This is a genomic window from Pantoea eucrina (assembly GCF_001691555.1).
GTDB lineage: Bacteria > Pseudomonadota > Gammaproteobacteria > Enterobacterales > Enterobacteriaceae > Pantoea > Pantoea borealis.
The window spans coordinates 1787669-1811092 of sequence record NZ_MAYN01000008.1; the positions used below are offsets into that span (position 1 = coordinate 1787669).

Here is a 23424-nt window from a genome sequence, read left to right on the forward strand (position 1 = left end):
GTGCGGCGGCCGGAACGAGTACCCGCTCAGCGCGGCTACTCAGGCTTTTCTTTTGCGCTTGGCGCTTTTTTTCTCTTCCGGCACTGCAGGCTGCTCAATCGGAAATACCGGCAGCGCCGCCAGCAGCCGGCTGCCATAGCTTTTACTGAGCAGACGGCGATCGTAAATCACAATTTCACCAAAGCACTGATGGCTGCGGATCAGGCGCCCGACCTGCTGTATCAGCGTAAACGAGGCGCTGGGCAGACTCTGGACTTCAAACGGATAGCGGCGCAGGCTTTTCAGCCACTCGCCTTCGGTCAAAATTACCGGACTGTCTACCGGCGGGAAAGCGATTTTGTGAATATGCACCTGTGACAGCAGATCGCCTTTGAGATCGAGCCCTTCAGCAAACGACTGCAGACCCACCAGAATGCTGCTGCTTCCTGCTGTCACGCGTTCACGATGCAGCGTGACGAGCCTGGAGCGCGGCTGATCGCCCTGCACCAGCATCGTGAGACGCAGCTCCGGCAGCTGCGCAACAAACTGCTGCATCGCCCGTCCGCTGGCAAACAGCACCAGCACGCCTTTATGTTCGCCTTCTGCCATCTGCTGGCGGAAAAAGCGCGCCATCTCGGCGATGTGCTCAGCTTCATTTGCCAGCAGCGGCTCGTAGCGCATTTGCGGGATCACCAGCTTGCCCTGATCGACATGATTGAAGGGGGAATCCAGCGCCACAAAACGATCGCCCGCTTTCTCACTCAGCCCTGACATTTCCTGCAGGCGGCTGAAGCTGCTGAGCGAACGCAGCGTGGCTGATGTCACGACCACATGCGGAATCTTGTGCCACAGCAGTTTCTCAAGCTGGTCGCTGACGCGGATGCCGGCGCAGTGAAACAGCAGGTGCGCCTGCCCTTCGCGCAGTTCACGCGTCACCCATTTAGAGACCGGCGCGTTAGAGGCCTTTTCCATTGCGGCCAGCCGCCACAGTTTGCTGATGGCTTCAAACCAGCCGAAGTGACGGTTCAGCTGCAGAATCGCTTTATGCAGGCGCATGATATCCGCTTTGCCGGTCTGCTCGCCCAGTTCGTTCAGCAGCCCTTCACTCAGGCCGCGCAGCGCATCGCTCAGCTTAAACAGCCGGGTACAGAGCGTCAGCAGCGCTTCCGGCAGCTCGCCCAGCACAAAACGAAACTCACCCGGCTGATTATCGGGTGGCAGCAGCGGATTCAGCGCCTGACTCAATGTCTGCAGCAGCTCACGCATCTCTTCGCAGTGCTGTTTCAGCCGTTCAGGATTCGTCAGCGGCGGCGGCGATTTAGGCCGGAACTGCGCCATGATCGTTTCCACCAGCCGTATGAAGAGATCGAGCTGCAGCCCGCTCCAGCCTGGTGTGATCTCCGCGCTCATCTCCAGTGCGTCACGCGCGACCTCCGGCAGATGGTGCCCTTCATCCAGTACCAGCATCAGGTGCTTTGCCGGTGGCAGCACTGACTCGTTCTCCATAGCTGCCATTACCAGCGCATGGTTTGCGACGACGACGTCAGCCTGCTCAATCTCGCGCCGGGCGACAAAAAAGGGGCATTCGCGATACCAGCGGCAGTGGTGAGCAAGACAGTTGGCTTTATCGGTCGAGAGGCGCTGCCACAGGCTGTCATCAATCGCTTTCTCAGCGTGATCGCGCAGGCCATCCCATGTATGGCGGCTGAGATCTTTCTCCAGCCGGGAACAGATTGTCTGCTCCTCCTTTGAGCCGGTCACCGCCTCTTCATCCAGATAAAACAGCAGATCGCCCTGCTGATCGTCGCTGGCGGCCAGGGCCGCCAGATTACGCGGACACACATAGCGTCTGCGGCCAAAGGCCGCCGTAAAGGTGAGATCGGGGATGATCTTTTTCAGCAGCGGGAGATCTTTGGTGAAAATCTGATCCTGCAGCGCTACGTTGGCCGTGCTGATAACCAGCCGTTTGTCATCGGCACGGCTTACCGCAATGCCGGGGATCAGATAAGAGAGCGTTTTACCTACGCCAGTAGGGGCTTCAATAGCCAGATGGCGCCCCTCATCGCCGGCCAGACTTTTTGCCACTTCGGCAATCATCTGGCGCTGCGGCGCGCGCGGGATAAAGTCAGGAACCTGCTGCTGCAGCGCTTTATACCATTGCGCGATCTGGCTTTTAATTGCTGCTGTCAGAGCCATAATTATTACTGTTGAGTTAATCCGGCCTGTATTTTTACACAGTAATCTGACAGCGTCAGCCTCAGCGGGTGATTTTTCGAACCCGCCTCCTGTTACAGCAGCTTATACATCAGGGTGGTCGCCTCCATGACCCCTTCCGTTGAGCAGGCATAGTGCGGAATAGCGCCGGCGATCTGCCAGCCCAGGGAGAGATAAAGCTGGCTGGCCACATCCCCGCTGCGGGTGTCCAGCACCAGCAGCGTTTTTTCCCGCGTCCGTGCCCGTGCCTCTGCCCGCAGCATCAGCTGACGCGCGATGCCCTGCCGCCGCTGCTGCGGGTGTACCAGCAGCTTGCTGATTTCTGCCCGATGGTAACCGTTAGGCATCGTGCAGCTGCTCAGCGTCACGGTTGCTACCGGGATCTGCTCCTGCCATGCCACCAGCAGGTCATCACTCCCGCCGGATAATGTCGCGATTCTCGCCTGCCAGAAGCGCTCTATCGCCTGCCGATCGCGGGCATCGGTGAAGCCCACGCTGGCGCCGTCCGCCACACAGGCCTGCAGCAGATCGCTTAACGGCGCGAGCGCGTGTGCTGCGCTGGCAGCAGTAAGCTGAGAGAACGTTATCATGGTTTGCATACCGCCAGAATATAACGGGCGCCCGCCTGCGCATCGGCGCTGAACGCAGATCGTCCCGTCAGGTGAAAACGCAGGCAATCGCCGGCGGCCAGCGTCCAGCGCTGATCTGCCATGACGATCGTTAAGCCGCCCTTCTGCAACCAGATATGCTGCTCAAGCCCGGACAGGGGTGGCATGTCATAGTGAATATGTGCGCCTGGCGGGAGTACCCCTTCAATCAATTCTGTTTTAAACTGCCTTGCAGGAGGAGAAAGGGTACGACGCTGAAAACCGCTGTCGGGATCGTGCCAGCAGGTTTGCTGGTCAGCTTTTATCAGCAGCACCGTCTCATCTTCAACCTCCTCCAGAAGACGTGACATTGTCACGCCATAAGCATGACATAACCGGTTGAGTAATGCCGCGGTAGGACTGGTCTCAGCGCGCTCAATGCGCGACAATGAGGCCCGGCTGATGCCTGTAGCCTGAGCGAGTGTATCCAGCGACCAGCCCTGCTGTTCGCGAAGTTCAGCAAGCCGCAGCGCCAGCCGGTTATTCGTTTCAGTTGCTGACATAATGCCCCTTTCAAATATGAGAAAAAAATCTCTTATTTGAGAATTAACCGAAAACCGGGATAAAACTCAAGTTGTACAATAAAATAAAGATTGTACAAGGCAGCCCCGACGGTTAAGGTGTTTTTATGCAGGTCGCAATATTTGAGGACATTATGGCCTTATACAGTATCGGCGATGTTGCCGAGCGCTGTGGAATAAACCCGGTAACACTTCGCGCCTGGCAGCGACGTTACGGTCTGTTAAAGCCCCAGCGCACCGAAGGTGGTCATCGCCAATTTGATGATGAAGATGTTCAGCGTATTGAAGAGATTAAACGCTGGATAGAGAGTGGCGTGCCCGTGGGCAAAGTAAAAGCGCTGCTTGAAGGCGAAACGATCAATGTACACGATGGCTGGACTGCGCTGCAGGAAGAGCTGATGAGCGTGCTGCGTCACGTACGCGCTTCAAAACTGCGTACCAAAATCGCCACCATCGGACGTGAACACCCTATTGATGCACTGATCGATCACGTTTTTGTGCCGGTACGCCAGCGTCTGGGTCTCGATCAAAACACCGCCCGTACCATGTGCAGTCTGCTGGACGGCGCTATCATCGATTACGTTGCTTTCTGTCTGGCCGGGGCGCGCAAAAAGCCGGGTAAAGATGCGCTGATGATCGGCTGGGCTGTGGAAGATCGCACCCGTATCTGGCTGGAAGCCTGGCGTCTGGCGCAGCACGGCTGGCGTATTGATGTACTGGCTGAGCCGCTGGATATGCCACGCCCTGAACTCTTTCCGGGCCAGCATCTGTTTATCTGGACCGGAAAACGGCCAACGCGGCGTCAGCAGGAGCAGTTTGAGCACTGGCAGGCGCAGGGTTTTTCAATACAGATGCATGAACCGGCGTAATGTAAAACCGCACGTCAGGCCTTTTTCCTGCGCCGGGCGCGCGTTATTATGCCTGACTCCCGGCATCAATCAGGTACTGTAATGAACTGGAATAAAATTTTTATCGGTACGCTGTTCGCGATTATGGCGATTGGCGGCATGGGTGGCATGATGCTGGTAGGCTACAGCCTTATTCTGCATACCCGGTAAACCAGCGCTGTACCCGCTCCAGTAGCCGATCGCAAATCAGCGCCAGCAGCGCAACCAGTATGGCTCCCTGAATGACATAGGCGGTGTTAAAGCCGCTCAGACCAATGATCACGGGCGAGCCGAGGCTGGCAGCGCCTACTGTAGACGCAATAGCTGCTGTGCCGATATTGATCATCACCGATGTACGTATGCCTGCCATCATTACCGGCGCAGCCAGCGCCAGTTCAATCTGCCAGAGGCGCCGCCACGGCCCCATGCCCAGTCCGGTTGCGATCTCCCGGTTACTGGCCGGTAAGCTCTCAATGCCCGCCAGCGTCCCCTGCAGCACCGGCAATACGCCATAAAGAAACAGCGCCACAATGGCAGGCGTGGCGCCAAACCCCATTACCGGCACGGCAATCGCTAACACTGCAACCGGCGGGATCGTCTGCCCTGCCGCCGCCAGCGTTTCCAGCGTTGGACGGAACGCACGGCCACAGCGGCGCGTAGCGAAAATTGCCCCGCCCGCGCCCACGATCACTGCCAGCAGGGTGCCACTTGCGACCAGCCAGAGATGGGCCAGCGTCAGGCGCCAGAAGCTCTCCTGCTGATACAGCGGGCGCTCAAGCTGCGGAAACCAGTACGCAAACAGCGGTTCACTGTGCGGCAATCCCCACAGCAGCAGTAAAAACAGCGCGATCAGCCAGCTCAGCGGCTCGTATAACAGGCGCTTCATTGAACGTCCCGCGGGCGCAGCAGATCGCTGAAATGCAGCACACCTACCCGCTGCTGCTGATCCACTACCGGTAACCTGTCGGTCCCGCGCGCAATAAACTGCGACAGCGCCTCGCGCAGCGACAGCGCGGCGGCAATCGGCTCGGCCTCTACCCATTCGCCGCGGCGCGCCACGCTGCCCGCCTGCCCCAGCGCCAGCAGCCTTACGCCCAGCTCACTACGGCCAAAAAAGTTACGGACAAAGTCGCTGGCGGGCTGCGTCAGCAGTGCAACCGGTGCCCCCTGCTGTACGATTTCACCGTTATCCATTAATACCAGCCGATCGGCCAGCGTCAGCGCCTCATCAATGTCGTGTGTAACCAGCACGATGGTACGGCCAGTGAGCCGCTGAATGCGCAGCATCTCCTGCTGCAGCGCCTGACGGTTTACCGGGTCGAGCGCGCCGAAGGGCTCATCCATCAGCAGCAGCTCCGGATCGGCAGCCAGCGCGCGCGCCACGCCAACCCGCTGCTGCTGTCCGCCGGAAAGCTGGTGCGGATAGCGGGTCGCCAGCCGGGGATCAAGGTTCAGCAGCGCCAGCAGTTCCGCTACGCGTGCCGCTATTTTTTGCGCTGGCCAGCCCAGCAGCGATGGCACGGTGGCGATGTTTTTCGCCACGCTCCAGTGCGGGAATAAGCCGATTGACTGAATGGCATAGCCGATGCGCCGGCGCAGGGCGCGAACATTCATCTGTTCGATAGGCTCGCCTGCAAAGCGGATCTCGCCGCTGTCATGTTCCACCAGCCGGTTGATCATCTTCAGAAGGGTCGATTTACCGGATCCGGACGTGCCGATCAGAACCGTAAAACTCCCCTGCTTAATCTGCAAAGAGAGGCGGGAAATCGCCGTTTTTCCGGCAAACTGTTTACTTACATCATGAAACTCAATCATGTTTTTTCTCCAGCAGCGCGGACAGCAGCCGCAGCAGCGCATCACAGAGTACCGCCAGCGCCACCACCGGGATCACACCCAGCAGAACCAGATCCAGCGCGCTGCTCAGCAATCCCTGAAAGACGATAGCCCCGAAGCCGCCCGCACCAATCAGCGCCGCCACGACTGCCAGACCCACGGTTTGCACCACTACCACCCGTAAACCGGCCAGCCAGACCGGCAGCGCCAGCGGCAGCTCTGCCTGCCAGAACTGTTGCCCGGCACTCATGCCCATAGCGCGTGCGGTTTCACGTACCTCAGGCGGCACCTGCGCCAGCCCGGCGACCACGCTGCGCACCAGCGGCAGCAGCGCATAAAGCACCAGCGCAATCAGCGCCGGTGCCATACCGATACCGCTGATGCCAAGACGACCAAGCAAGGGAAAGTGTGCAGCCAGCCCCGCCAGCGGTGCGATAAGCAGGCCGAAAAGCGCCACAGAGGGTATGGTCTGGATCAGATTCAGCAGGCTGAATACCGGCCGCTGCCAGCCAGGACGTCGCGCAATGGCCAGTCCCAGCGGGACACCTGCCAGCAGCACAGGCACCAGCGTACCGCAGACCAGCAGCAGGTGCTGGCTAAAGGCCGCATGGAAAGTGGTGCTGCGGCTGGCATACTCTTTTAGCAGCGAAAGCTGATCCAGCCAGCCGGTCAGTAAAAGCAGCAGCGGCAGCACGCCGGTTTGCAGATTCAGCAGGATGCGCCAGACCACCTGCCCGCTTATCGTTCTGATCGCTTCAGCTGCCAGCAGCAGCGTTAATCCGGCCGCACACCATAAACCGCTGCCAGGTGCCGTACGCGCCAGCAGTGAACTGCTGCGTGCCAGCTCGCTGGCCCCGCTGCCGCCGAGGCCGATGAGCAGTACAAGCAGCCCCTGTGCGCCCAGCAGCGTGAACAGTGATGTACGCCGGCCCGGTAGCCCGAACAGGCTCAGCCAGAGTACCGCGACAGGCAGCACCAGCCAGCCAGCGTGCGCAACCTGCCACGCCATCAGCGGCTCACCCGAGACCAGCCGGTTAGCGGCGAAGCGCAGAAACGGCAGCGTCAGCAGCGTTAGCGTGATCAGCGCCGTCAGCAGCAGCGTGACCGGCTGCCGGCCGGGGCGCAACAGCAGCTGTCTCACCTTTTACAGCAACTTGTTCTGCTGCAGCCACGCTGTTGCTACCTGGCTGGCATCCTGCCCTTCCACCGCAATCTGCGCATTGAGCTGCTGCAGCGTTTTTTCATCCAGCTTACTGAACACCGGTTGCAGCCATTCTTTCATCTGCGGATACTGCTTCAGTACCGCTTCACGCACGACCGGCGCCGGTGCATAGATTGGCTGTACGCCTTTGGGATCGCTCAGCGTCTGCAGACCCAGTGCCGCTACCGGGCCGTCCGTTCCGTACGCCATAGCCGCATTAACACCTGAGGTCTTCTGCGCCGCAGCTTTAATGGTGACCGCCGTATCGCCGCCGGCCAGCGAGAGCAGCTGTGACTGACTAAGTTTGAAGTTATACGCTTTTTCAAACGCCGGCAGGGCATCGCCGCGTTCGATAAATTCAGCGGAGGCAGCCAGTTTGAACTCGCCGCCCTGTTTCAGATACGCGCTGAGATCGTCAAGCGAGGTCAGCTTATGCTGCTGCGCCACGTCACCACGCACGGCGATGGTCCAGGTGTTATTTGCGGGTGCCGGCGTCAGCCAGACGAGATGATTCTTTTCTGCATCAAGCTGTCTGACTTTCTCATAACCCTGCTGCGCATTTTTCCAGGCGCTTGCTTTTTCATCGTTAAAAAAGAATGCGCCGTTGCCGGTATATTCCGGATAGATATCCAGTTCGCCCGCGACGATGGCGCCGCGTACCACCTGCGTGTTGCCAAGCTGAATTTTATTCACGGTTTTTACACCGTGCTTATTGAGTACCTGCAGAATGATATTGCCCAGCAGCGAGCCTTCTGTGTCGATTTTCGATCCTACTTTAACCGCATCGGCGGCATGCGCCGCGCCCATGCTCAGTGACAGGGCAATCAGCCCCAGTAAACCCTGTTTAATCATGATGTTTTCCTTACGCCCTGTTTAGCACCTGGTGATAAACAAGCGTAGCCTGGCGCAGCAGGCGACGGGAAAAAAGCGGAGATTTTACGTCTGTTTTGTTAAGCCGGGCAAAAATTGCCCCGTACAGCACGGGCGTGGTACGCCCGAAAGAGGAGACGTGTCAGGCGGTCAGGCGAAAGTCACCCAGCGTATGCGGAATGCGCGGGAAAGTGTGCAGAAACCACGGGGTAAATTGCTCCGGTTCGGCCTGCATCTGCTGCTGGATTTGCCCGACCGAACGGTAGCACCAGGCGTCCGCTTCTTCCGGATTCAGCACCGGCTCTTCATCGCTGATGGCAAAAAAGACGTGACCATACTCATGTTCAATCAGACCGTTGCTGAGCGGCAGGTTGTAGCTCAGCTCAAACACCGGCGTCAGCGCCAGGTCCAGTCCCATCTCTTCACGCAGACGACGTTCGGCCGCGTCGCGCGTTGGCTCCTGCGGGAAGGGATGACTGCAGCAGGTATTACTCCAGAGCCCGCCGCAGTGATATTTACTGCTGGCACGCCGCTGCAGCAGCAGCTCATGACGCGAATTAAACACGTAAACCGTGACTGCGCGATGCAGTAAGCCTTTTTCATGCACTTCCAGCTTTTCCATCTTGCCGGTGGGACGATCGAGGTGGTCAACAAGAATAACTTCTATGGCAGGCATGAGGGCTCCTTCAGAAAAATCCCTGCTATTGTACACAATCACCGCGGCGGCAGCGGAGAAAATCACGCGCGTTTCGTGCGCTGGCGCGGTAAAAAAATAAGCTTAGCAGGCTTAATCTGAATCGGCGAAGAAGAAGGTATGCAGAGGTAAAGCATGATGAGATTGCGGCAGCGTGTGCGCCACCGCAATCAGGGTTAGTACGGTTACAGCCTGAAGCTTTGCACGACCTGTTCCAGCTGTACGCTCTGCTCTTCCATCGCGCGTGCAGCCGAAGAGACCTGCTCCACCAGCGCGGCGTTCTGCTGGGTGCTGCCATCCAGCTGCGTGATCGCGACGTTAACCTGGTCAATGCCCATGCTCTGCTCACGGCTGGCGGACATGATTTCGCTCATCAGCGTGGTGACGCTGCTGACGCCCTGCATCAGCTCATCCATGGTCTGTCCCGCCTGTTCAACCAGCTGGCTGCCGGTGTCGATATTTGCCACCGACTCCTCAATGAGCTTTTTAATTTCGCGTGCTGAGTTAGCTGAGCGCTGCGCGAGATTACGCACTTCTGAGGCCACCACCGCAAAACCGCGTCCCTGCTCGCCGGCGCGTGCCGCTTCAACCGCCGCGTTCAGGGCCAGAATGTTGGTCTGAAACGCAATGCTGTCGATGACGCTGATGATGTCGACGACCTTACGCGATGAGTGATGGATCTCTCCCATGGTGGTCACGACCTGACGCACGACTTCACTGCCGCGCGCCGCCACGGTGGCCGCGCCGTCAGCCAGCTGATTGGCGTGGGTGGCGTTATCGGCGTTTTGGCGCACGGTGCCGGTCAGCTCCTCCATTGAAGCTGCCGTCTCTACAATCGAGCTGGCCTGCGATTCGGTCCGCGCAGAGAGATCGGCGTTGCCGCTGGCGATTTCACGCGAGGCTGCCGTGATCGCCAGCGCGCTGTCGCCAACCTGACGCATCAGCCCCTGCAGGTAACTGATAAACTGGTTAAAGCTCTCTGCCACGGCGTTAAATTCCGGGCTATTGCTGGCAGGCAGGCGCTGCGTCAGGTCGGCACCGCCGGTGGAGAGTGCTTCAATGTTTTTGTGCAGTACGCCCAGACGTTTCATCATTGCGCGGACAAAGCCCAGCGATACCAGCAGCAGAATGATAGCCAGCGGGATCTGCACCACGCCCAGCCGCGTCAGCATACTGTGCGTCTGCGCATCCAGCAGGCTGGAGGGCACGTCGCTGGCGAGATACCACGGGCTGCCGGGGATCGCCTGCAGGAACAGCGTATGCTCACCATCCTCGCCGCTGAACGTGGTCTGCGCCGGCTCACTACCCGCCTGCGTCAGCAGCGACTTCAGTGCAGCAGCCATCGGCAGCCGGGTCTCGCTCAGGTTTTCCAGCTTTGGCGCACCGTCCAGCAGCGCCGCGTTGCCGACCACTTTGCCATCCGCTTCCACAATCAGCACGCGGCCGTTAATGGCGTCCCCCATCTGCTTCGCCAGCTGATTAAAAAAGCCCAGCGTTACGTCAATGGTAGCCACGCCCCAGACGCTGCCGTCGCGATAGATAGCCATCGCGCAGTTGGTACGCGGCTGCGGGCTGGCCGCATCCTGATAGGCTTTAGCCCAGGCGCACTGCCCTTTTGCTGCGGCCATCCCCGCTTTGTACCACGGCTGCTCCCAGTACTTATCAGCCGCATCAGAATTCCAGTAGGTATTGACCTGCAGCTGATTACTGGCATTGCGCGCAAAAAAGGTGCTGTCTTTCTCTTTTGCCGGATCGCGCCGGTTCGGCAGCGGCCAGATCCCGCCGCCAAACACGTTACTGTCCTGGTACTGGTTCACCAGCGCCGGCAGCAGAATATCTATCGTCGCGCTCTCCATCACGCCGGCAGCTTCCGTTATCGCCCGCTGCTGCGCCTGAACCCGGTTCATCTGTTCGACAATGCGTCCGGCCAGGCCATCAACCTCATAGCGCACCAGGCGGCTCTCATTCTGACTCAGCTGCGGTGCGATAAACTGATTGATCACCAGCACGGTGACCAGCATCAGCACAACAAAAAACGCGACCAGCGTCGCGGTAAAACGGGATTGCGTGGTTTTAAACATTCGGATGCCCTTACCCTGGTTGGCGAGTTGCCTGATCGATGTTAACGGCGTGTTAATAGGGAACTTGAGAGGGGCGGGATCACAAAAAAAGCAAATAGTTGAATCGGGTGACTATTTTCTGCGGTAAGAAACAAGGGGGGAAGCACAGCGGAAAATCGCCTGCCGGTACCGGCAGCGCGCCCCTCTTCACAGAAGAAGGGCGGGCATTTACTGAGGCGGCGCCACAACCTCCTGACGCGGCCGGAAGATATGGCTATTTCCCTCTGCCAGCAGCCGCTGAAGCAGCTGCTGTCCGCCCTGTTCATCTGACTGTGCGAAGTGGCGTTCCGCTTCGGTGATCGGCGTCGCCCAGAGCAGCTCCGGCCGGTCGCCGTCGCGCTTCGGCAATCGCAGCGACGCCGCCTCCGGTGCCAGCGCGTTAGCCAGCAGGAAACTTTCAAAGCCGACCGGTGCCACTTCAGACGCCAGCGTATGCCCTTCGCCAATCCACGTCAGCCGTGCCCACGGCAGGTGTGCAAACTCCGCCAGCGCGCTCGCCATCTGCACCGCGTTGGCCTCGGTCATTACCTCGCCATCTACCGCCAGCGCCAGTTCAACCCGCCGGTACTGGGGTGCCAGCTCTTCAAACAGATAATCGACCTGCGGCATCGGACGAATGCTCATCCCCAGCGTGACAAAATACCAGACGCCGTTGTGCCAGTGCTGAGAAAGCGCCATCGGCGGCCAGCTGCCCTGATCGATAGCGTAATATTTGACCGATTCACCAAATTGCGCCTGGTACACCTGCAGCATTTCATGCTGGATTTTTTCCCACTGCTGGTCGTCGTGCCAGTCACGCCAGAAGTGACGCTGCTGCTCAGCACGCGCATAGTATTCATTGGTGGAGGCTGAACCCAGCGGCGCCGTGAGGCGGTTTTTCCTGATACAGCCGGCTGAGAAGCTGACCTGTTTGCTCTGATAGAGACTCCAGCCAGGGATCACCGCCAGCAGCTGGCCGTAGTACCACAGGGCAGCACCGGTATCATCCGGCTCCCACAGTATCTGCAGGCCTGCGGGATCGAGCATTGGCTCTGCCTCCAGCGTGCGGCAATACTCTGCGCTCAGCAGCGGCGCGATCCCCTGCTCCATCGCTTCGCGATCTTCCTCTGCCGGTGCCGGCAGAAGGTTGCGCAGCCAGCAGCCGCGAACAGCGTACTGGCTGCGAAACAGGTCGTTGGGCCAGATATAAAAATAGGCAGTGCGCGCATCCTGTTCGACGATCGCGGTTAAAGTATGTTGCTGATTCGGCACCTCAGCAATCAGAGGGTAACTGGTCATAACGCCTCGACAATGCCTGGAGGGATCCATTTTCCCCGAGAATAGAGCAGGATCGGCACTCGCGCCATGTGAGACAAGGGTAAAACTCTCAAAGTGCGGCTGCGCTCGCGCTGAGCGCCTGACTTTGCTTCAGCGGTAGCGGACGTCACGGCCCATACGCTGCATCGCCCGTGACCAGGCGCCGCGCTGGATCGACCAGCGCAGCAGGCGCGCCAGCAGCGCCATCTGCCGGTCGGTGCGCCACTGCGTCAGCGGACTGACCGGGCGCTGCAGCTGCAGCTGTGCCCACTCCGGCAGTAAGCCGATGCCCGCCTGCAGCATCGTGCGCATTGCCGGTCGCGCCTGCCAGCCGGGCGCCGGCGCATTCATCAGCAGCGTCATCACCTCCTGGGTGCGCGCATCAAAACAGAGTTCAGGACGTATCGCCTGCAGATAATCCGCTACCTCCGCCACGCTGGCCGGCACCTGCTCTGCACCCAGCGCAATCGCCACCTGCGCCGCTTCCTGATAGTAGCGGTCCTGCTCAGTCCGGCTGAGCGCCGGGTTTTTATAGCGCAGATGGGCCGCCAGAAAACGGCTGGTTTCCGCTACATGCACCCAGGTCAGCAGATGCGGATCGCTGGCCGCGTAAGGATTACCGTTGCTGTCCGTGCCGCTGACCTGCAGATGGATGCGCTTCACCCGTTCAATCAGCGTCCGGGCATCGGCCGTATTGCCAAAGGTCGTTACGGCGATGAACTGGCTGGTGCGGCGCAGCCGGCCGAGCATATCCTGACGGAAGCTGGAGTGATCCCAGACCCCGGCCAGCGCCGCCGGATGCAGCATCTGCAGCATCAGGGCGCTGATACCGCCGCAGAGCATCGCCGGAAAATCACCGTGGATGCGCCAGATAGTGGAGTCGGGGCCAAATAAGCCGGGATCGCCGGGCGGCTGCGAGAGGTCAAACTCGTTGAGTGCCAGCCCGTTAAGGCGAAAGATCTGCTGTTCAATGCGATTGCGAAGCGTCATGGTGGCGTGGTGTCGGATAAAAAGGCGTCAGGGATAGCGCCCCCGGCCTGGCGACCGGGAGACGCGGTTATCCGTTAAAGATAGTCGAACTGCGCATCCTGAGTGCGTACGGAATCCAGGCCAATCATAACGTTAAATTTGCCGGGTTCCGCCACGTGCTGCATCTGCTGATTCCAGAATTTCAGTGCGTCAGTATCAATGGTAAAGCGCACGGTTTGTGACTCTCCGGCTTTCAGCATAATACGCCGGAAGCCGCGCAGCTCCTGTACCGGACGGCTGATACTCGCCACCGGGTCGTTGAGATACATCTGTACCACCGTCGCCCCGTCGCGTTTACCGCTGTTTGTCACCGTTACGCTCGCTTCAATGCTGCCGCTGCGCGGCATCGTGCGCGCAGAGAGCGTCACCGGTGAAACGGTAAAGCGGGTATAGCTCAGGCCGTAACCAAACGGATAGAGCGGACCGTTAATCGTGTCGTAGTAGTGGGAGGTATATTTATTCGGCTTTTCCGGATTATAAGGTCGCCCGGTAGGCAGATGATTATAGTAAAGCGGGATCTGCCCCACTGACCGCGGGAACGTGACCGGCAGTTTACCGGAAGGGTTGTAATCGCCAAACAGCACGTCAGCGATGGCATTGCCGCCTTCCGTGCCGCTGAACCAGGTTTCCAGCATCGCATCCGCCATGCGGTCTTCATTCACCAGCGTCAGCGGCCGGCCATTCATCAGCACAATCACCAGCGGCTTGCCGGTGGCTTTCAGGGCCGCCAGTAATTTCTGCTGGCTGGCCGGGATCGCCAGTTCACTGCGGCTCGACGCTTCATGCGCCATGCCCTGCGCCTCACCCACCGCAGCGACCACCACATCCGCTTTCTCTGCCTGAGCCACCGCCTCATCGATCATCTGCTGCGGGGTACGCGTATCCACGCTGACCGCCTGCTCATAGAGATTGAGGAAACCCTGAATACCTTTGTTGTCTGAAACGTTAGCCCCTTTGGCGTACAGCAGCGTGCCTTTGTTTGCCATGGCATTGCGCATGCCCTGCAGCAGCGTCACCGACTGCTTTGCCACGCCCGCAGCTGACCAGCTGCCCATGATATCGCGCTGGCTGTCCGCCAGCGGCCCTACCAGCGCCACGGTCGCGTCACGCTTCAGCGGCAGCGTCTCGCGCCAGTTCTTCAGCAGCACCATGCTCTTGCGCGCCACGTCGCGCGCTTCGGCACGGTGCAGGCGGCTCTCAGCGTTGGTATCCTGTGGATCGCTGCTCTGCGGTCCGAGGTGGCTGTACGGATCGTTGAACAGCCCCATGTCATATTTTACATTGAGCACGTGACGGGCAGCGTCATCAATTTCACGCATACTCACTGCCCCGCGTTTCACCAGCGCCGGCAGATATTTGCTGTAGTACTCATCGCTCATGCTCATGTCGATGCCTGACTTCAGCGCAATGCGCACCGCATCCTGCGGATCGCTCGCCACGCCGTGTTTGATCAGCTCTTTAATCGCGCCGTGATCGCTGATGGTGATGCCTTTAAATTTCCACTGATCGCGCAGCAGATCTTTCAGCAGCCAGCCATCGGCGGTGGCCGGGGTACCGTTCAGCGAATTCAGCGCCACCATCACGCCACCGCTGCCGGCATCCAGCGAGGCTTTATAAGGCGGCAGGTAGTCCTGCGCCAGCCGCTGCGGGCTCATATCCACGGTGTTGTAATCACGTCCGCCTTCCACCGCGCCGTAGGCGGCAAAATGTTTCACGCTGGTCATCACGGCATAACGATCGGCCGGGCTCTTGCCCTGCATCGCTCTGACCATGGCGCTGCCCATCTGCGACGTAAGATAGGTATCTTCACCAAAGCCTTCTGAGCCTCGTCCCCAGCGCGGTTCGCGGCTGACATCCACCATCGGTGCCCAGGTCATATTCAGACCATCATCCGCGGCCTCATAAGCAGAAACACGTCCCACCTCACCAATCGCATCGCGATCCCAGCTGGCCGCGAGGCCCAGCGGAATCGGAAAAATAGTGCGCTGGCCGTGCACCACATCGTAGGCAAAAAACAGCGGAATTTTCAGGCGGCTTAACTGCATCACCTGATCCTGCATGGCGCGAATATCCTGGCGGGTGACGGTATTAAAAATTGCCCCAACCTGCCCCTGCTGGATCATATCGCGAATCGCCTCTTTCGGCGTGTCGGGTCCGACGCTGATCAGCCGCATCTGGCCAATCTTTTCGTCCAGCGTCATTTTGCTGAGCAGCTGGCTGACATACGCGTCGCGCGCCTGCTCCGTCAGGGGATGTGTTTCACGCAGCGTATCGGCAAACGCCGGCTGCAGAGCCAGGGAGACCGCGAGGCTAACAGAGTAAATCCATTTCATCAGGTTGGGTTCTCTTAAGTAACTGCGCACAATGAAGATTAGCGGGGCAGTGTGCCACAAGATGAGGATAGCAGGTAGCCGCCTTTGTCACACGGCGACCAGAGCCGCGCCGCGTGCTACAGTAGAAACGCCACGTTAACGACAAGGACAGGCTCATGAATTCTCACCTTTCTCATCCTGCACTGGTTGCCGACCTGCGCCGTCTGGTTGGTGCCTCTCATCTGCTGACTGATGCGGAGCAAACCGCGCGCTACCGTACCGGCTTTCGCTCCGGCGCGGGCGATGCGCTGGCGGTGGTCTTTCCGGGGTCGCTGCTCGAACTCTGGCGGGTCCTGCAGGCGCTGGTCAGCGCGGACGCTATTATTCTGATGCAGGCGGCCAATACCGGCCTGACGGAAGGCTCCACGCCCAGCGGCAACGATTACGATCGTCCGGTGGTGATCGTCAGCACCCTGCGTCTCGATCGGCTGCAGCTGATTGATGGCGGCAAACAGATCCTCGCGTTTCCCGGCAGCACGCTCTATCAGCTGGAGAAAACGCTTAAACCGCTGGGGCGCGAGCCGCACTCGGTCATTGGCTCCTCCTGCATCGGTGCTTCAGTACTGGGCGGGATCTGTAATAACTCCGGCGGCTCGCTGATCAAACGCGGGCCAGCCTACAGTGAGATGGCGCTGTTTGCGCAGGTGGACGCCAGCGGTAAACTCAAGCTGGTTAATCATCTGGGGATCGACCTGGGCCACTCGCCGGAAGAGATCCTCGGGCGGCTGGATGATGAGCGCTGGCAGCAGAGCGATGTGCGCTGGGATGAGCGTCACGCCTCGGACCATGAATACGCCGGGCGGGTACGTGATATTCACGCCGATACGCCGGCGCGCTTTAACGCTGACGCCCGCCGGCTGTTTGAAGCCTCCGGCTGCGCCGGTAAGCTTGCGGTGTTTGCCGTGCGTCTGGATACCTTTCCGACTGAGCCACAGCAGCAGGTATTCTATATCGGCACCAACGACCCCGCCGTGCTGGGCGACATCCGCCGTCATATCCTGGCAGAGTTCACCCATCTGCCGGTGGCGGGTGAATATATGCACCGCGATATCTTCGATATTGCCGAAGTGTACGGCAAAGATACTTTCGTGATGATCGACAAGCTCGGCACCGATAAGATGCCGCTCTTTTTCACGCTCAAGGGACGGATGGATGCCTGGCTGAACAAGCTCAGCTTTGTGAAACCGCACTTCACCGATCGTCTGCTGCAGCGTATCAGCCGCCTGTTTCCGGCACACCTGCCAAAACGCCTTAAGCAGTACCGCGATAAGTATGAACACCACCTGATGCTGAAAATGTCCGGCGAAGGCGTTGCCGAGGCGCAGACGTACCTGCAGGACTATTTTCGTGAGGGCGGCGGGGAGTTTTTCGCCTGCGACAGCAAAGAGGGATCGCATGCGTTTTTGCATCGGTTTGCCGCCGCCGGGGCTGCTGTGCGCTATCACGCAGTACATGCGGATGACGTGGAAGATATTCTGGCACTGGATATTGCCCTGCGACGCAACGATGAAGAGTGGTTTGAACAGCTGCCGCCGGAGTTTGATAACGATCTGATCCACCGGCTCTACTATGGCCACTTCTTCTGCCATGTGTTCCATCAGGATTACATTGTGAAAAAAGGCGTGGACGTGCACGCGCTAAAAGAAAGGATGCTGGCGCTGCTCAGCGCACGCGGCGCCGAGTATCCCGCGGAACATAACGTGGGTCATCTCTATAAAGCGAAACCGCAGCTGCAGGCGTTTTATCGGGAACTGGATCCGACCAATACCTTTAACCCCGGCATCGGTAAAACCAGCAAGCAGAAAGGCTGGGCAGTAAAAGCCTGAGACCGGCACTCATGCGCAGGGTGGCCTGATAACCACCCTGCCATTGACTCAGGGTTGCGGCGGATCCTGCTCCTGTGTGGCCGCCGCCAGCGCGCGGCGTTCGATGATCATGGTCTGCGGTGCAGACAGCACAATGCCTTCTTTACGCAGGCGCGTCAGAATATCGAACAGCAGATCGCTTTTGGCTCCTGAGATCTGGCGCTGACTGGCGACGTTGCCGGTTACGCTCAGCACAATGCCCGACGGCGTAAGATCTTTAAACGACACGGAAGGATCAGGCGTCTCCAGAATGCGCTCATTCTCGTTATAGACCTCCAGCAGCAGTTCACGCACCCGCACCGGATCGATATCCAGCGGGAACGTCAGCTGAATGGTCACAACGCCCTGCGCATTTCCCATGGTGGCATTACGTACGTTCTGCGAAATCAGCTGCGAATTGGGCACAATCACCGTCGACTTGTCGCCGAGCTGAATCTCTGTGGCGCGAACATTGATACGCCGGATATCGCCCTCAATGCCGCTGATGCTGACCAGATCCCCTACCTTGACCGGTCGCTCAGTGAGCAGGATCAGGCCGGAAATAAAGTTTTTTACAATCTCCTGCAGACCAAAACCGATGCCCACCGACAGCGCGCTGACGATCCACGCCAGCTTATTCCACTGCAGTCCCATGATGGAGAGCGTCAGCAGGATAATCAGCACGTAGCCGATATTGCTGAACAGCGTCACCAGCGAGACGCGCATGCCGACATCCATGGTGGTTTTCGGCAGAAAATCGTTATCCAGCCAGCGGCGTACTGAGCGTAATATCCAGATACCCGCCACGAGGCAAAGCAGGGCATTGACCATATGCGCCGGTACAATATTCAGCGACTCCAGCCCTTTGCCACCCCAGAACTCAATTACTTTCTGAATCAGTTCTACCGGCGTCGAAGAGGCGAACGTGCCGGTCATCAGCGCCAGCGCGACAATGCCCATCAGCAGCGCTTTACCCAGCGCGCTGAGCAGCGTGGCGGCCTGCTGCAGATAGCGCTCATCAATATTCAGCGAACTCTGCAGGCGGCGTCCGGCTGCGCTGCTGGTGGAGAACAGACTTTCACAGCCGTCGGTAATGACGTGACTCAGAAAATAGAAGGAGCCAAACAGGATCCCGCACCACACCACTTCATAGCTCAGAAAACGCGCCAGCGTCACATAGCCAATCGTCAGTGAAATCAGAATCGCCACGGCGGTCAGCGTGAGCGCCAGCTGAACCAGCCCGACCACTGTCGGACGCGCCTCCGGCGGGTTACCCAGCCGGGTCATCCGGCGACGCACGCGGTTGGTGCGCATACTGATGGCGAGCCCGGTGCTGCCAATCAGCAGTGCAGTCAGGCCGTTAGCAAAAATCGTGGTGCTGAGGCTGGTGCCTACCGTGTAGTTAAACGCTTCTGCGGTCTGAAAGATAAACACCAGCGCAGCGGTAATCGGCGGAAACGGCTTCAGCGCCAGCGCAACCTCATTAGAGATGGCCGGCAGACGCCAGCTGGGACGGCGGGTCGAGAGAAACGCCCGTCCCAGACCGGCAATCAGCCCGCAGTAGACGCTCAGCTGCACCAGGCGGGTAACAAAATCCTGTACGTCACCGGAGACTTCATCCCGGCGGGTAAACGCCAGCGCGCTGAAGTTAAAGGTCAGCACCACCGCCGCCAGCGTGGTCAGCGCAATGGCAGCAGCGAGGAAACTGCGCCGCAGCCGCCCTTCCGGCAGTTTGTGAATACTTACCCAGGCAAGAAACTCTTCGCTGTAGCGCCGTCCCAGCGTCATCACCAGCATGGCTGCCACCAGCCAGCCGATGGTGCCGGCACGCCAGTCCGATTCCCACGACAGGGCCGCCGACGCCTTCAGCTCCGTAATAAAGTCACTGATTTTTTCGCCGTCAAGATCCTGGCGGCTCACCAGCGGCGCCCAGAAGCGCGGGCCAAAAATACTGCCGGAGTTCAGCGCCAGCTGGTTTTTCAGCTGATCGCGGCGCAGATTCACAATCTGTGAAGAGAGCACCAGCGCGCCGTTTTTAATGCCTTCTGCCTGTTTGATCTGATCGTCCAGCTTGCCTTTCTGGCTTTCCAGCGAACGGCGTTTGCGCGTGACCTCCGGCGTCTCTTTAACGCCGCTGTCCGCTTTCGGCGCGGGACCCAGTACCGCCAGCTGCGCATCAAGCTGCTGGCGCTGCGGGAGTAACGCCTGCCCCAGCGTCTCTGCATTGCCCGACAGCTCCAGCGCCATCTCATTAAGCTGGTTGAGCTGGTTTTCGCTGGTTTCTCCCGAGACCTGTCCTTTGATCTTGTCGAGAATTTTTTGCATTTTTGGCAGCTCAACCGCCGGATTAACCTGCGGCGGCGCTTCTTCTTCCTGTGCCGGCTGCTGTTGCGTCACATCGGGCGCGTCATCCGCCTGGCTCAGCGCGGGCACACACAGCATGAGCAGTAACAGCGGAATCGTGAAAAAACGAAACTTCATCATAGAACGACATTCCAGCGAATAAGCCAGTTAAATGAGTGTGGCGGCCCGTACAGGAGGTCGCCGCCGGGTGATAACAGGATTGAGCATATCAAATCAGGGGACGGGTGATATGCCGCTTTGCAAGGGGTGCGGTCCGCCTGCTGGCGGGCGCGCACCCTTGCCGTTATTCCACTACCGTGTTGCTGGTAGTGAGTCCCGCTTTCTGTTTTTTATACGCCAGCGCTGCCGCCGGAACCGGGGCTGCTTTACCGGTTTCCAGCCAGTCGCGCAGGCGATTAGCATCGGCAAAGTGGGTATATTTGCCAAACGCATCCAGTACCACCAGCGCCACCGGGCGGTTGTTGATCACCGTACGCATCACCAGGCAGTGGCCCGCCTCATCGGTGTACCCTGTTTTCGTCAGCTGGATCCGCCAGCCCTCTTTGTAAACCAGGTGATTGGTGTTGCGGAACGGCAGTGCGTAGCTCGGGTGCTGAAACACCGCCGTCTGCTCTTTTGTGGTGCTGAGCTGGCCGAGCAGCGGATACTGACGCGTCGCTTTCAGCAGCTTAACCAGATCGCTGGCGCTGGAGACGTTCTGCGTGGAGAGGCCGGTGGGTTCCACATAGCGCGTATGCGTCATACCCAGCGCGCGCGCTTTGGCATTCATGGCGCGGATAAAGGCGTTATAGCCGCCCGGATAGTGGTGCGCCAGACTGGCCGCCGCGCGGTTTTCAGAGGACATCAGCGCCAGCAGCAGCATAGAGCGGCGACTGATTTCGCTGTTGAGTTTGACGCGCGAAAACACACCGCGCATTTCGCGCGTCTGGCTGATATCCACCGAGAGCAGCTCATCCATGGGCAGTTTTGCATCCAGCACCACCATCGCCGTCATCACTTTAGTGATAGAGGCGATAGGTCGCACGCGGTCAGGATGGCTTGAGAACAGCACCTTGCCCGTGTCGAGATCAACAATCATGGCGCTGCCGGAGGCGATTTGCGGCTGGGCCAGCGGTGCCAGACCCGGGAGCGCGGCGGGTGCAGCCAGTACAGGTGTTATCGCCGCCGGGGCTGCCATAAACAGCGCCAGCGACAGCAGAGAAACAGGTAATTTTACAGACATCGTGTCAGTGAGATCCGATCAGGAATTTTGCGCTGTGAAAGCTCCACAGGCCGCCCGCATCAGGCCTGTCAGGGTACGGGCTGGCAGCAGGATAATACGCGCAAATGGAGCAAATTTCTTAGTGAGATTGTTTCCGGGCGTTAAAAAGGCCGCAGTTATGTGCGGCCTCAGAAAAAAGCGCGAATATCAGAACAGCCGAGGCCCATAACCCCACAGTACAACCGTCAGCGCCAGCAGCACTTCAAAGACCAGTACCCCAATCGCCAGCGTGGAGCCGGAGAAGCGCATACTCTCTTCACGATCGATATTTAAAAACACCGGAATACCGACATAGAGCAGATAACCGGTGTAAACCAGCGCCACTGCTCCCGCCAGTACGCAGAGCCACACCAGCGGATAAAGCGCCACCAGACCGCTGAGAAACAGCGGCGTGGCCACGTAGCCGGCGAATACGGTGCAGCGCTGAATACCGGGACGCTGCGGATAGTCGCGCGCCATCCAGTGGATCACCCGCCCCATCACCGCGACGCCGCCCAGAATTAACAAATAGAAGAGAATACCCAGACCGATGCCGGTCATCAGATTGAGCTGAATAAAGCGATTTTCGCCAAGATTCCAGCCAAATTGTGTCGTGCCGATAAAGGCACATATTACCGGTATCGCTGCCATGAGCAGCACGTGATGCGTGTAATGATGTGAAACGCTTTCGTTTTCCTGCTTGATATGGCGCATTTCCTGATTCGGATGCGCCAGAAGACCCCAGACATGATTCATAAAATCACTCCTCTGATGCAGTGGGCCGCCCCTTTAGCATTCAGTCAGACTCCGACAGGCAGCGTCTCTTCAAGTATAACCAGCCCGCCTGTTTTTGCGGCCCGCAGCACAAAAAAAGCCGTCTGCAGCTACACTGCTCAGGTGTTTGTTCTGTGCAGGGAGAAAAAATTGCATCTCGATATCAATGGATTAATCACCCAGTATGGCTATCTGGCCCTGATGATTGGCTGTATTGCCGAAGGGGAAACCTTTACGCTGCTGGGCGGCGTGGCAGCCCATGAGGGGCTGCTGCACTACGGCGGCGTGGTGCTGGCGGCGATGGCAGGCGGGATCATTGGCGATCAGCTGCTGTTCTGGCTCGGCCGCCGCTACGGTACACGCATTTTGCGCCGCTTCAGTAAACATCAGGCGACGATTGGCAAAGCTAAGCGCCTGATCCAGAAGCATCCCAGCCTGTTTGTTATCGGCGTACGCTTTATGTATGGCTTTCGCCTGATTGGGCCGATTATCATCGGCACCAGCCGCCTGAAGCCGCTGCGTTTTTTTGTTCTCAATGTGATCGGTGCTGCGCTCTGGGCGCTGATATTTGTCACGCTGGGCTATTTTGCCGGCGAAATCATTGCGCCCTGGCTGCATAAGCTTGATCAGCACCTCAAACATCTGGTCTGGCTGGCGGCGGCTATCGTCACCGGTATCGTATTACGCTACCTGATCCGCCGCTGGAACCACCGCCGCGCCGGTTAGCTGTGGTAGCCTTTGAACTGCGGATTTGCCAGGGTGAATCCGCCGTCTACCACAAACGACTGGCCGGTAGTATAGGTGGCCCATTCAGAGCAGAGCCATGCCACCAGACTGGCAATTTCACGCGTGTCGCCAGGCCGGCCTATCGGGATCTCCGGCATATGGCGACGACGCGCATCGCTGTTTTCCATATCGTTCATCGGCGTGGCTATCGCACCGGGTGCCACGGCATTAACCAGGATATGGTGCGGCAGCAGACTCAGCGCCATCGATTTAGTCAGCCCGCCCAGCGCATGTTTCGCGGCGGTATACGCCACCGCGCCGGGCAGCGGCGTATGCTCATGCACGGAGGTGATATTGATGATTCGCCCGCCGTCGCCCTGGTCAACCATATGATGGGCAGCGATCTGTCCACAGACAAACGCGCCGTCGACGTCAACATCAAATACCTTACGCCACTCACTAAAATCCATGTCGAGAAAATCTGCCTGCGATACCACCCCGGCATTGTTGACCAGCACATCAATGCGCCCCAGCGAGTTAATCAGCTGTGCCAGCTGTTTGCCGCCCGCCTGCGGATCGGAGAGATCAAGCTGACGCACCTGCGCCTGCTGTCCCTTGCTCTCCACCAGACGCGCAGTCTCCTGCGCGCCCTCCTCATCGGTGTGCCAGGTAATGCCCAGGGTATACCCCGCTTCTGCCAGCATCACGGCACAGCTGCGGCCAATGCCTGAATCCGATCCGGTTACTACCGCGACTCTCTGTTTGCCTGTCATCATCACGCGCTCCTTACTGTCAGGGATTTTTTAGTATAGA

19 protein-coding genes are annotated in these 23424 nt (G+C 58.9%); 3 read left to right on the forward strand and 16 right to left on the reverse strand.

The window, feature by feature from the left end; all coding sequences use genetic code 11:
* Nucleotides 1-39: 39 nt before the first annotated feature.
* The 3 genes from dinG to BBA90_RS14545 form a co-directional block, all read right to left on the reverse strand.
* Nucleotides 40-2175 carry an ATP-dependent DNA helicase DinG gene (gene dinG, locus BBA90_RS14535; protein ID WP_065649776.1) on the reverse strand — a complete coding sequence of 712 codons (2136 nt, stop codon included), beginning with the start codon at nt 2173-2175 and terminating at the stop codon, nt 40-42.
* A gap of 92 nt (nt 2176-2267) precedes the next feature.
* The gene (locus tag BBA90_RS14540; protein WP_065649777.1) at nt 2268-2783 is read right to left on the reverse strand and encodes a GNAT family N-acetyltransferase; all 516 of its coding nucleotides are present in this window, start codon (nt 2781-2783) and stop codon (nt 2268-2270) included.
* Entirely contained in the window at nt 2780-3343 is a 564-nt protein-coding gene (locus BBA90_RS14545; protein ID WP_065649778.1) for a helix-turn-helix domain-containing protein, read from the reverse strand. Before BBA90_RS14545 ends, BBA90_RS14540 begins: the two co-directional genes overlap by 4 nt.
* Nucleotides 3344-3495: 152 nt before the next feature.
* Here BBA90_RS14545 and BBA90_RS14550 point away from each other — a divergent pair, with 152 nt between their 5' ends.
* Entirely contained in the window at nt 3496-4230 is a 735-nt protein-coding gene (locus BBA90_RS14550; RefSeq protein ID WP_065650490.1) for a MerR family transcriptional regulator, read from the forward strand.
* Between the two features lie 169 nt (nt 4231-4399).
* Here the strand turns inward: BBA90_RS14550 and BBA90_RS14555 are convergent, their stop codons facing one another.
* The 9 genes from BBA90_RS14555 to bglX form a co-directional block, all read right to left on the reverse strand.
* Complete coding sequence (locus BBA90_RS14555) at nt 4400-5134, reverse strand: ABC transporter permease (protein WP_065649779.1); 735 nt, start codon at nt 5132-5134, stop codon at nt 4400-4402.
* On the reverse strand, nt 5131-6063 hold the full coding sequence (locus tag BBA90_RS14560) for an ABC transporter ATP-binding protein (protein ID WP_065649780.1): 933 nt from the start codon (nt 6061-6063) through the stop codon (nt 5131-5133). Before BBA90_RS14560 ends, BBA90_RS14555 begins: the two co-directional genes overlap by 4 nt.
* Complete coding sequence (locus BBA90_RS14565; RefSeq protein ID WP_065649781.1) at nt 6056-7222, reverse strand: ABC transporter permease; 1167 nt, start codon at nt 7220-7222, stop codon at nt 6056-6058. Before BBA90_RS14565 ends, BBA90_RS14560 begins: the two co-directional genes overlap by 8 nt.
* A gap of 3 nt (nt 7223-7225) precedes the next feature.
* Nucleotides 7226-8134: a glycine betaine ABC transporter substrate-binding protein OsmF gene (gene osmF / locus BBA90_RS14570; protein WP_065649782.1), complete on the reverse strand. Its 909-nt coding sequence runs from the start codon at nt 8132-8134 to the stop codon at nt 7226-7228.
* 160 nt (nt 8135-8294) lie between these two features.
* Nucleotides 8295-8828, reverse strand: a complete 534-nt coding sequence (idi, locus tag BBA90_RS14575) for an isopentenyl-diphosphate Delta-isomerase (RefSeq protein ID WP_065649783.1) — start codon at nt 8826-8828, stop codon at nt 8295-8297.
* A gap of 203 nt (nt 8829-9031) precedes the next feature.
* Nucleotides 9032-10927: a methyl-accepting chemotaxis protein gene (locus tag BBA90_RS14580; protein WP_065649784.1), complete on the reverse strand. Its 1896-nt coding sequence runs from the start codon at nt 10925-10927 to the stop codon at nt 9032-9034.
* A 207-nt stretch (nt 10928-11134) separates the two neighbouring features.
* Nucleotides 11135-12244 carry a suppressor of fused domain protein gene (locus BBA90_RS14585; RefSeq protein WP_065649785.1) on the reverse strand — a complete coding sequence of 370 codons (1110 nt, stop codon included), beginning with the start codon at nt 12242-12244 and terminating at the stop codon, nt 11135-11137.
* A gap of 129 nt (nt 12245-12373) precedes the next feature.
* Entirely contained in the window at nt 12374-13252 is an 879-nt protein-coding gene (locus tag BBA90_RS14590) for an oxygenase MpaB family protein (protein WP_065649786.1), read from the reverse strand.
* Nucleotides 13253-13326: 74 nt separating this feature from the next.
* Nucleotides 13327-15624 carry a beta-glucosidase BglX gene (bglX, locus tag BBA90_RS14595; RefSeq protein ID WP_065649787.1) on the reverse strand — a complete coding sequence of 766 codons (2298 nt, stop codon included), beginning with the start codon at nt 15622-15624 and terminating at the stop codon, nt 13327-13329.
* A 155-nt stretch (nt 15625-15779) separates the two neighbouring features.
* Here bglX and dld point away from each other — a divergent pair, with 155 nt between their 5' ends.
* A complete protein-coding gene (dld, locus tag BBA90_RS14600) occupies nt 15780-17489 on the forward strand; it encodes a D-lactate dehydrogenase (RefSeq protein WP_065649788.1) in 1710 nt (569 codons plus the stop codon).
* 48 nt (nt 17490-17537) lie between these two features.
* On the opposite strand, the gene BBA90_RS14605 is transcribed toward dld, so the two are convergent.
* The 3 genes from BBA90_RS14605 to BBA90_RS14615 form a co-directional block, all read right to left on the reverse strand.
* Complete coding sequence (locus BBA90_RS14605; RefSeq protein WP_065649789.1) at nt 17538-19991, reverse strand: DUF3772 domain-containing protein; 2454 nt, start codon at nt 19989-19991, stop codon at nt 17538-17540.
* Nucleotides 19992-20154: 163 nt separating this feature from the next.
* Nucleotides 20155-21093: a D-alanyl-D-alanine endopeptidase gene (gene pbpG, locus BBA90_RS14610; RefSeq protein WP_065649790.1), complete on the reverse strand. Its 939-nt coding sequence runs from the start codon at nt 21091-21093 to the stop codon at nt 20155-20157.
* A gap of 186 nt (nt 21094-21279) precedes the next feature.
* A complete protein-coding gene (locus BBA90_RS14615; RefSeq protein WP_065649791.1) occupies nt 21280-21867 on the reverse strand; it encodes a Yip1 family protein in 588 nt (195 codons plus the stop codon).
* A gap of 168 nt (nt 21868-22035) precedes the next feature.
* Here BBA90_RS14615 and BBA90_RS14620 point away from each other — a divergent pair, with 168 nt between their 5' ends.
* Nucleotides 22036-22611 (forward strand): DedA family protein, encoded by a 576-nt coding sequence (locus BBA90_RS14620; RefSeq protein WP_065650491.1) that lies wholly within the window; start codon nt 22036-22038, stop codon nt 22609-22611.
* Here BBA90_RS14620 and BBA90_RS14625 read toward each other — a convergent pair.
* Nucleotides 22608-23387, reverse strand: a complete 780-nt coding sequence (locus tag BBA90_RS14625; protein ID WP_075050748.1) for an SDR family oxidoreductase — start codon at nt 23385-23387, stop codon at nt 22608-22610. The genes BBA90_RS14620 and BBA90_RS14625 overlap by 4 nt on opposite strands.
* Between the last annotated feature and the right edge of the window lie 37 nt (nt 23388-23424).

What these genes read in the sequence shown, in the direction of transcription:
- dinG (WP_065649776.1), bottom strand. Translation starts at nt 2,175, where the DNA reads ATGGCTCTGACAGCAGCAATTAAAAGCCAGATCGCGCAATGGTATAAA.
- BBA90_RS14540 (WP_065649777.1), bottom strand. Translation starts at nt 2,783, where the DNA reads ATGATAACGTTCTCTCAGCTTACTGCTGCCAGCGCAGCACACGCGCTC.
- BBA90_RS14545 (WP_065649778.1), bottom strand. Translation starts at nt 3,343, where the DNA reads ATGTCAGCAACTGAAACGAATAACCGGCTGGCGCTGCGGCTTGCTGAA.
- BBA90_RS14550 (WP_065650490.1), top strand. Translation starts at nt 3,496, where the DNA reads ATGGCCTTATACAGTATCGGCGATGTTGCCGAGCGCTGTGGAATAAAC.
- BBA90_RS14555 (WP_065649779.1), bottom strand. Translation starts at nt 5,134, where the DNA reads ATGAAGCGCCTGTTATACGAGCCGCTGAGCTGGCTGATCGCGCTGTTT.
- BBA90_RS14560 (WP_065649780.1), bottom strand. Translation starts at nt 6,063, where the DNA reads ATGATTGAGTTTCATGATGTAAGTAAACAGTTTGCCGGAAAAACGGCG.
- osmF (WP_065649782.1), bottom strand. Translation starts at nt 8,134, where the DNA reads ATGATTAAACAGGGTTTACTGGGGCTGATTGCCCTGTCACTGAGCATG.
- idi (WP_065649783.1), bottom strand. Translation starts at nt 8,828, where the DNA reads ATGCCTGCCATAGAAGTTATTCTTGTTGACCACCTCGATCGTCCCACC.
- BBA90_RS14580 (WP_065649784.1), bottom strand. Translation starts at nt 10,927, where the DNA reads ATGTTTAAAACCACGCAATCCCGTTTTACCGCGACGCTGGTCGCGTTT.
- BBA90_RS14585 (WP_065649785.1), bottom strand. Translation starts at nt 12,244, where the DNA reads ATGACCAGTTACCCTCTGATTGCTGAGGTGCCGAATCAGCAACATACT.
- BBA90_RS14590 (WP_065649786.1), bottom strand. Translation starts at nt 13,252, where the DNA reads ATGACGCTTCGCAATCGCATTGAACAGCAGATCTTTCGCCTTAACGGG.
- bglX (WP_065649787.1), bottom strand. Translation starts at nt 15,624, where the DNA reads ATGAAATGGATTTACTCTGTTAGCCTCGCGGTCTCCCTGGCTCTGCAG.
- dld (WP_065649788.1), top strand. Translation starts at nt 15,780, where the DNA reads ATGAATTCTCACCTTTCTCATCCTGCACTGGTTGCCGACCTGCGCCGT.
- BBA90_RS14605 (WP_065649789.1), bottom strand. Translation starts at nt 19,991, where the DNA reads ATGATGAAGTTTCGTTTTTTCACGATTCCGCTGTTACTGCTCATGCTG.
- pbpG (WP_065649790.1), bottom strand. Translation starts at nt 21,093, where the DNA reads ATGTCTGTAAAATTACCTGTTTCTCTGCTGTCGCTGGCGCTGTTTATG.
- BBA90_RS14615 (WP_065649791.1), bottom strand. Translation starts at nt 21,867, where the DNA reads ATGAATCATGTCTGGGGTCTTCTGGCGCATCCGAATCAGGAAATGCGC.
- BBA90_RS14625 (WP_075050748.1), bottom strand. Translation starts at nt 23,387, where the DNA reads ATGATGACAGGCAAACAGAGAGTCGCGGTAGTAACCGGATCGGATTCA.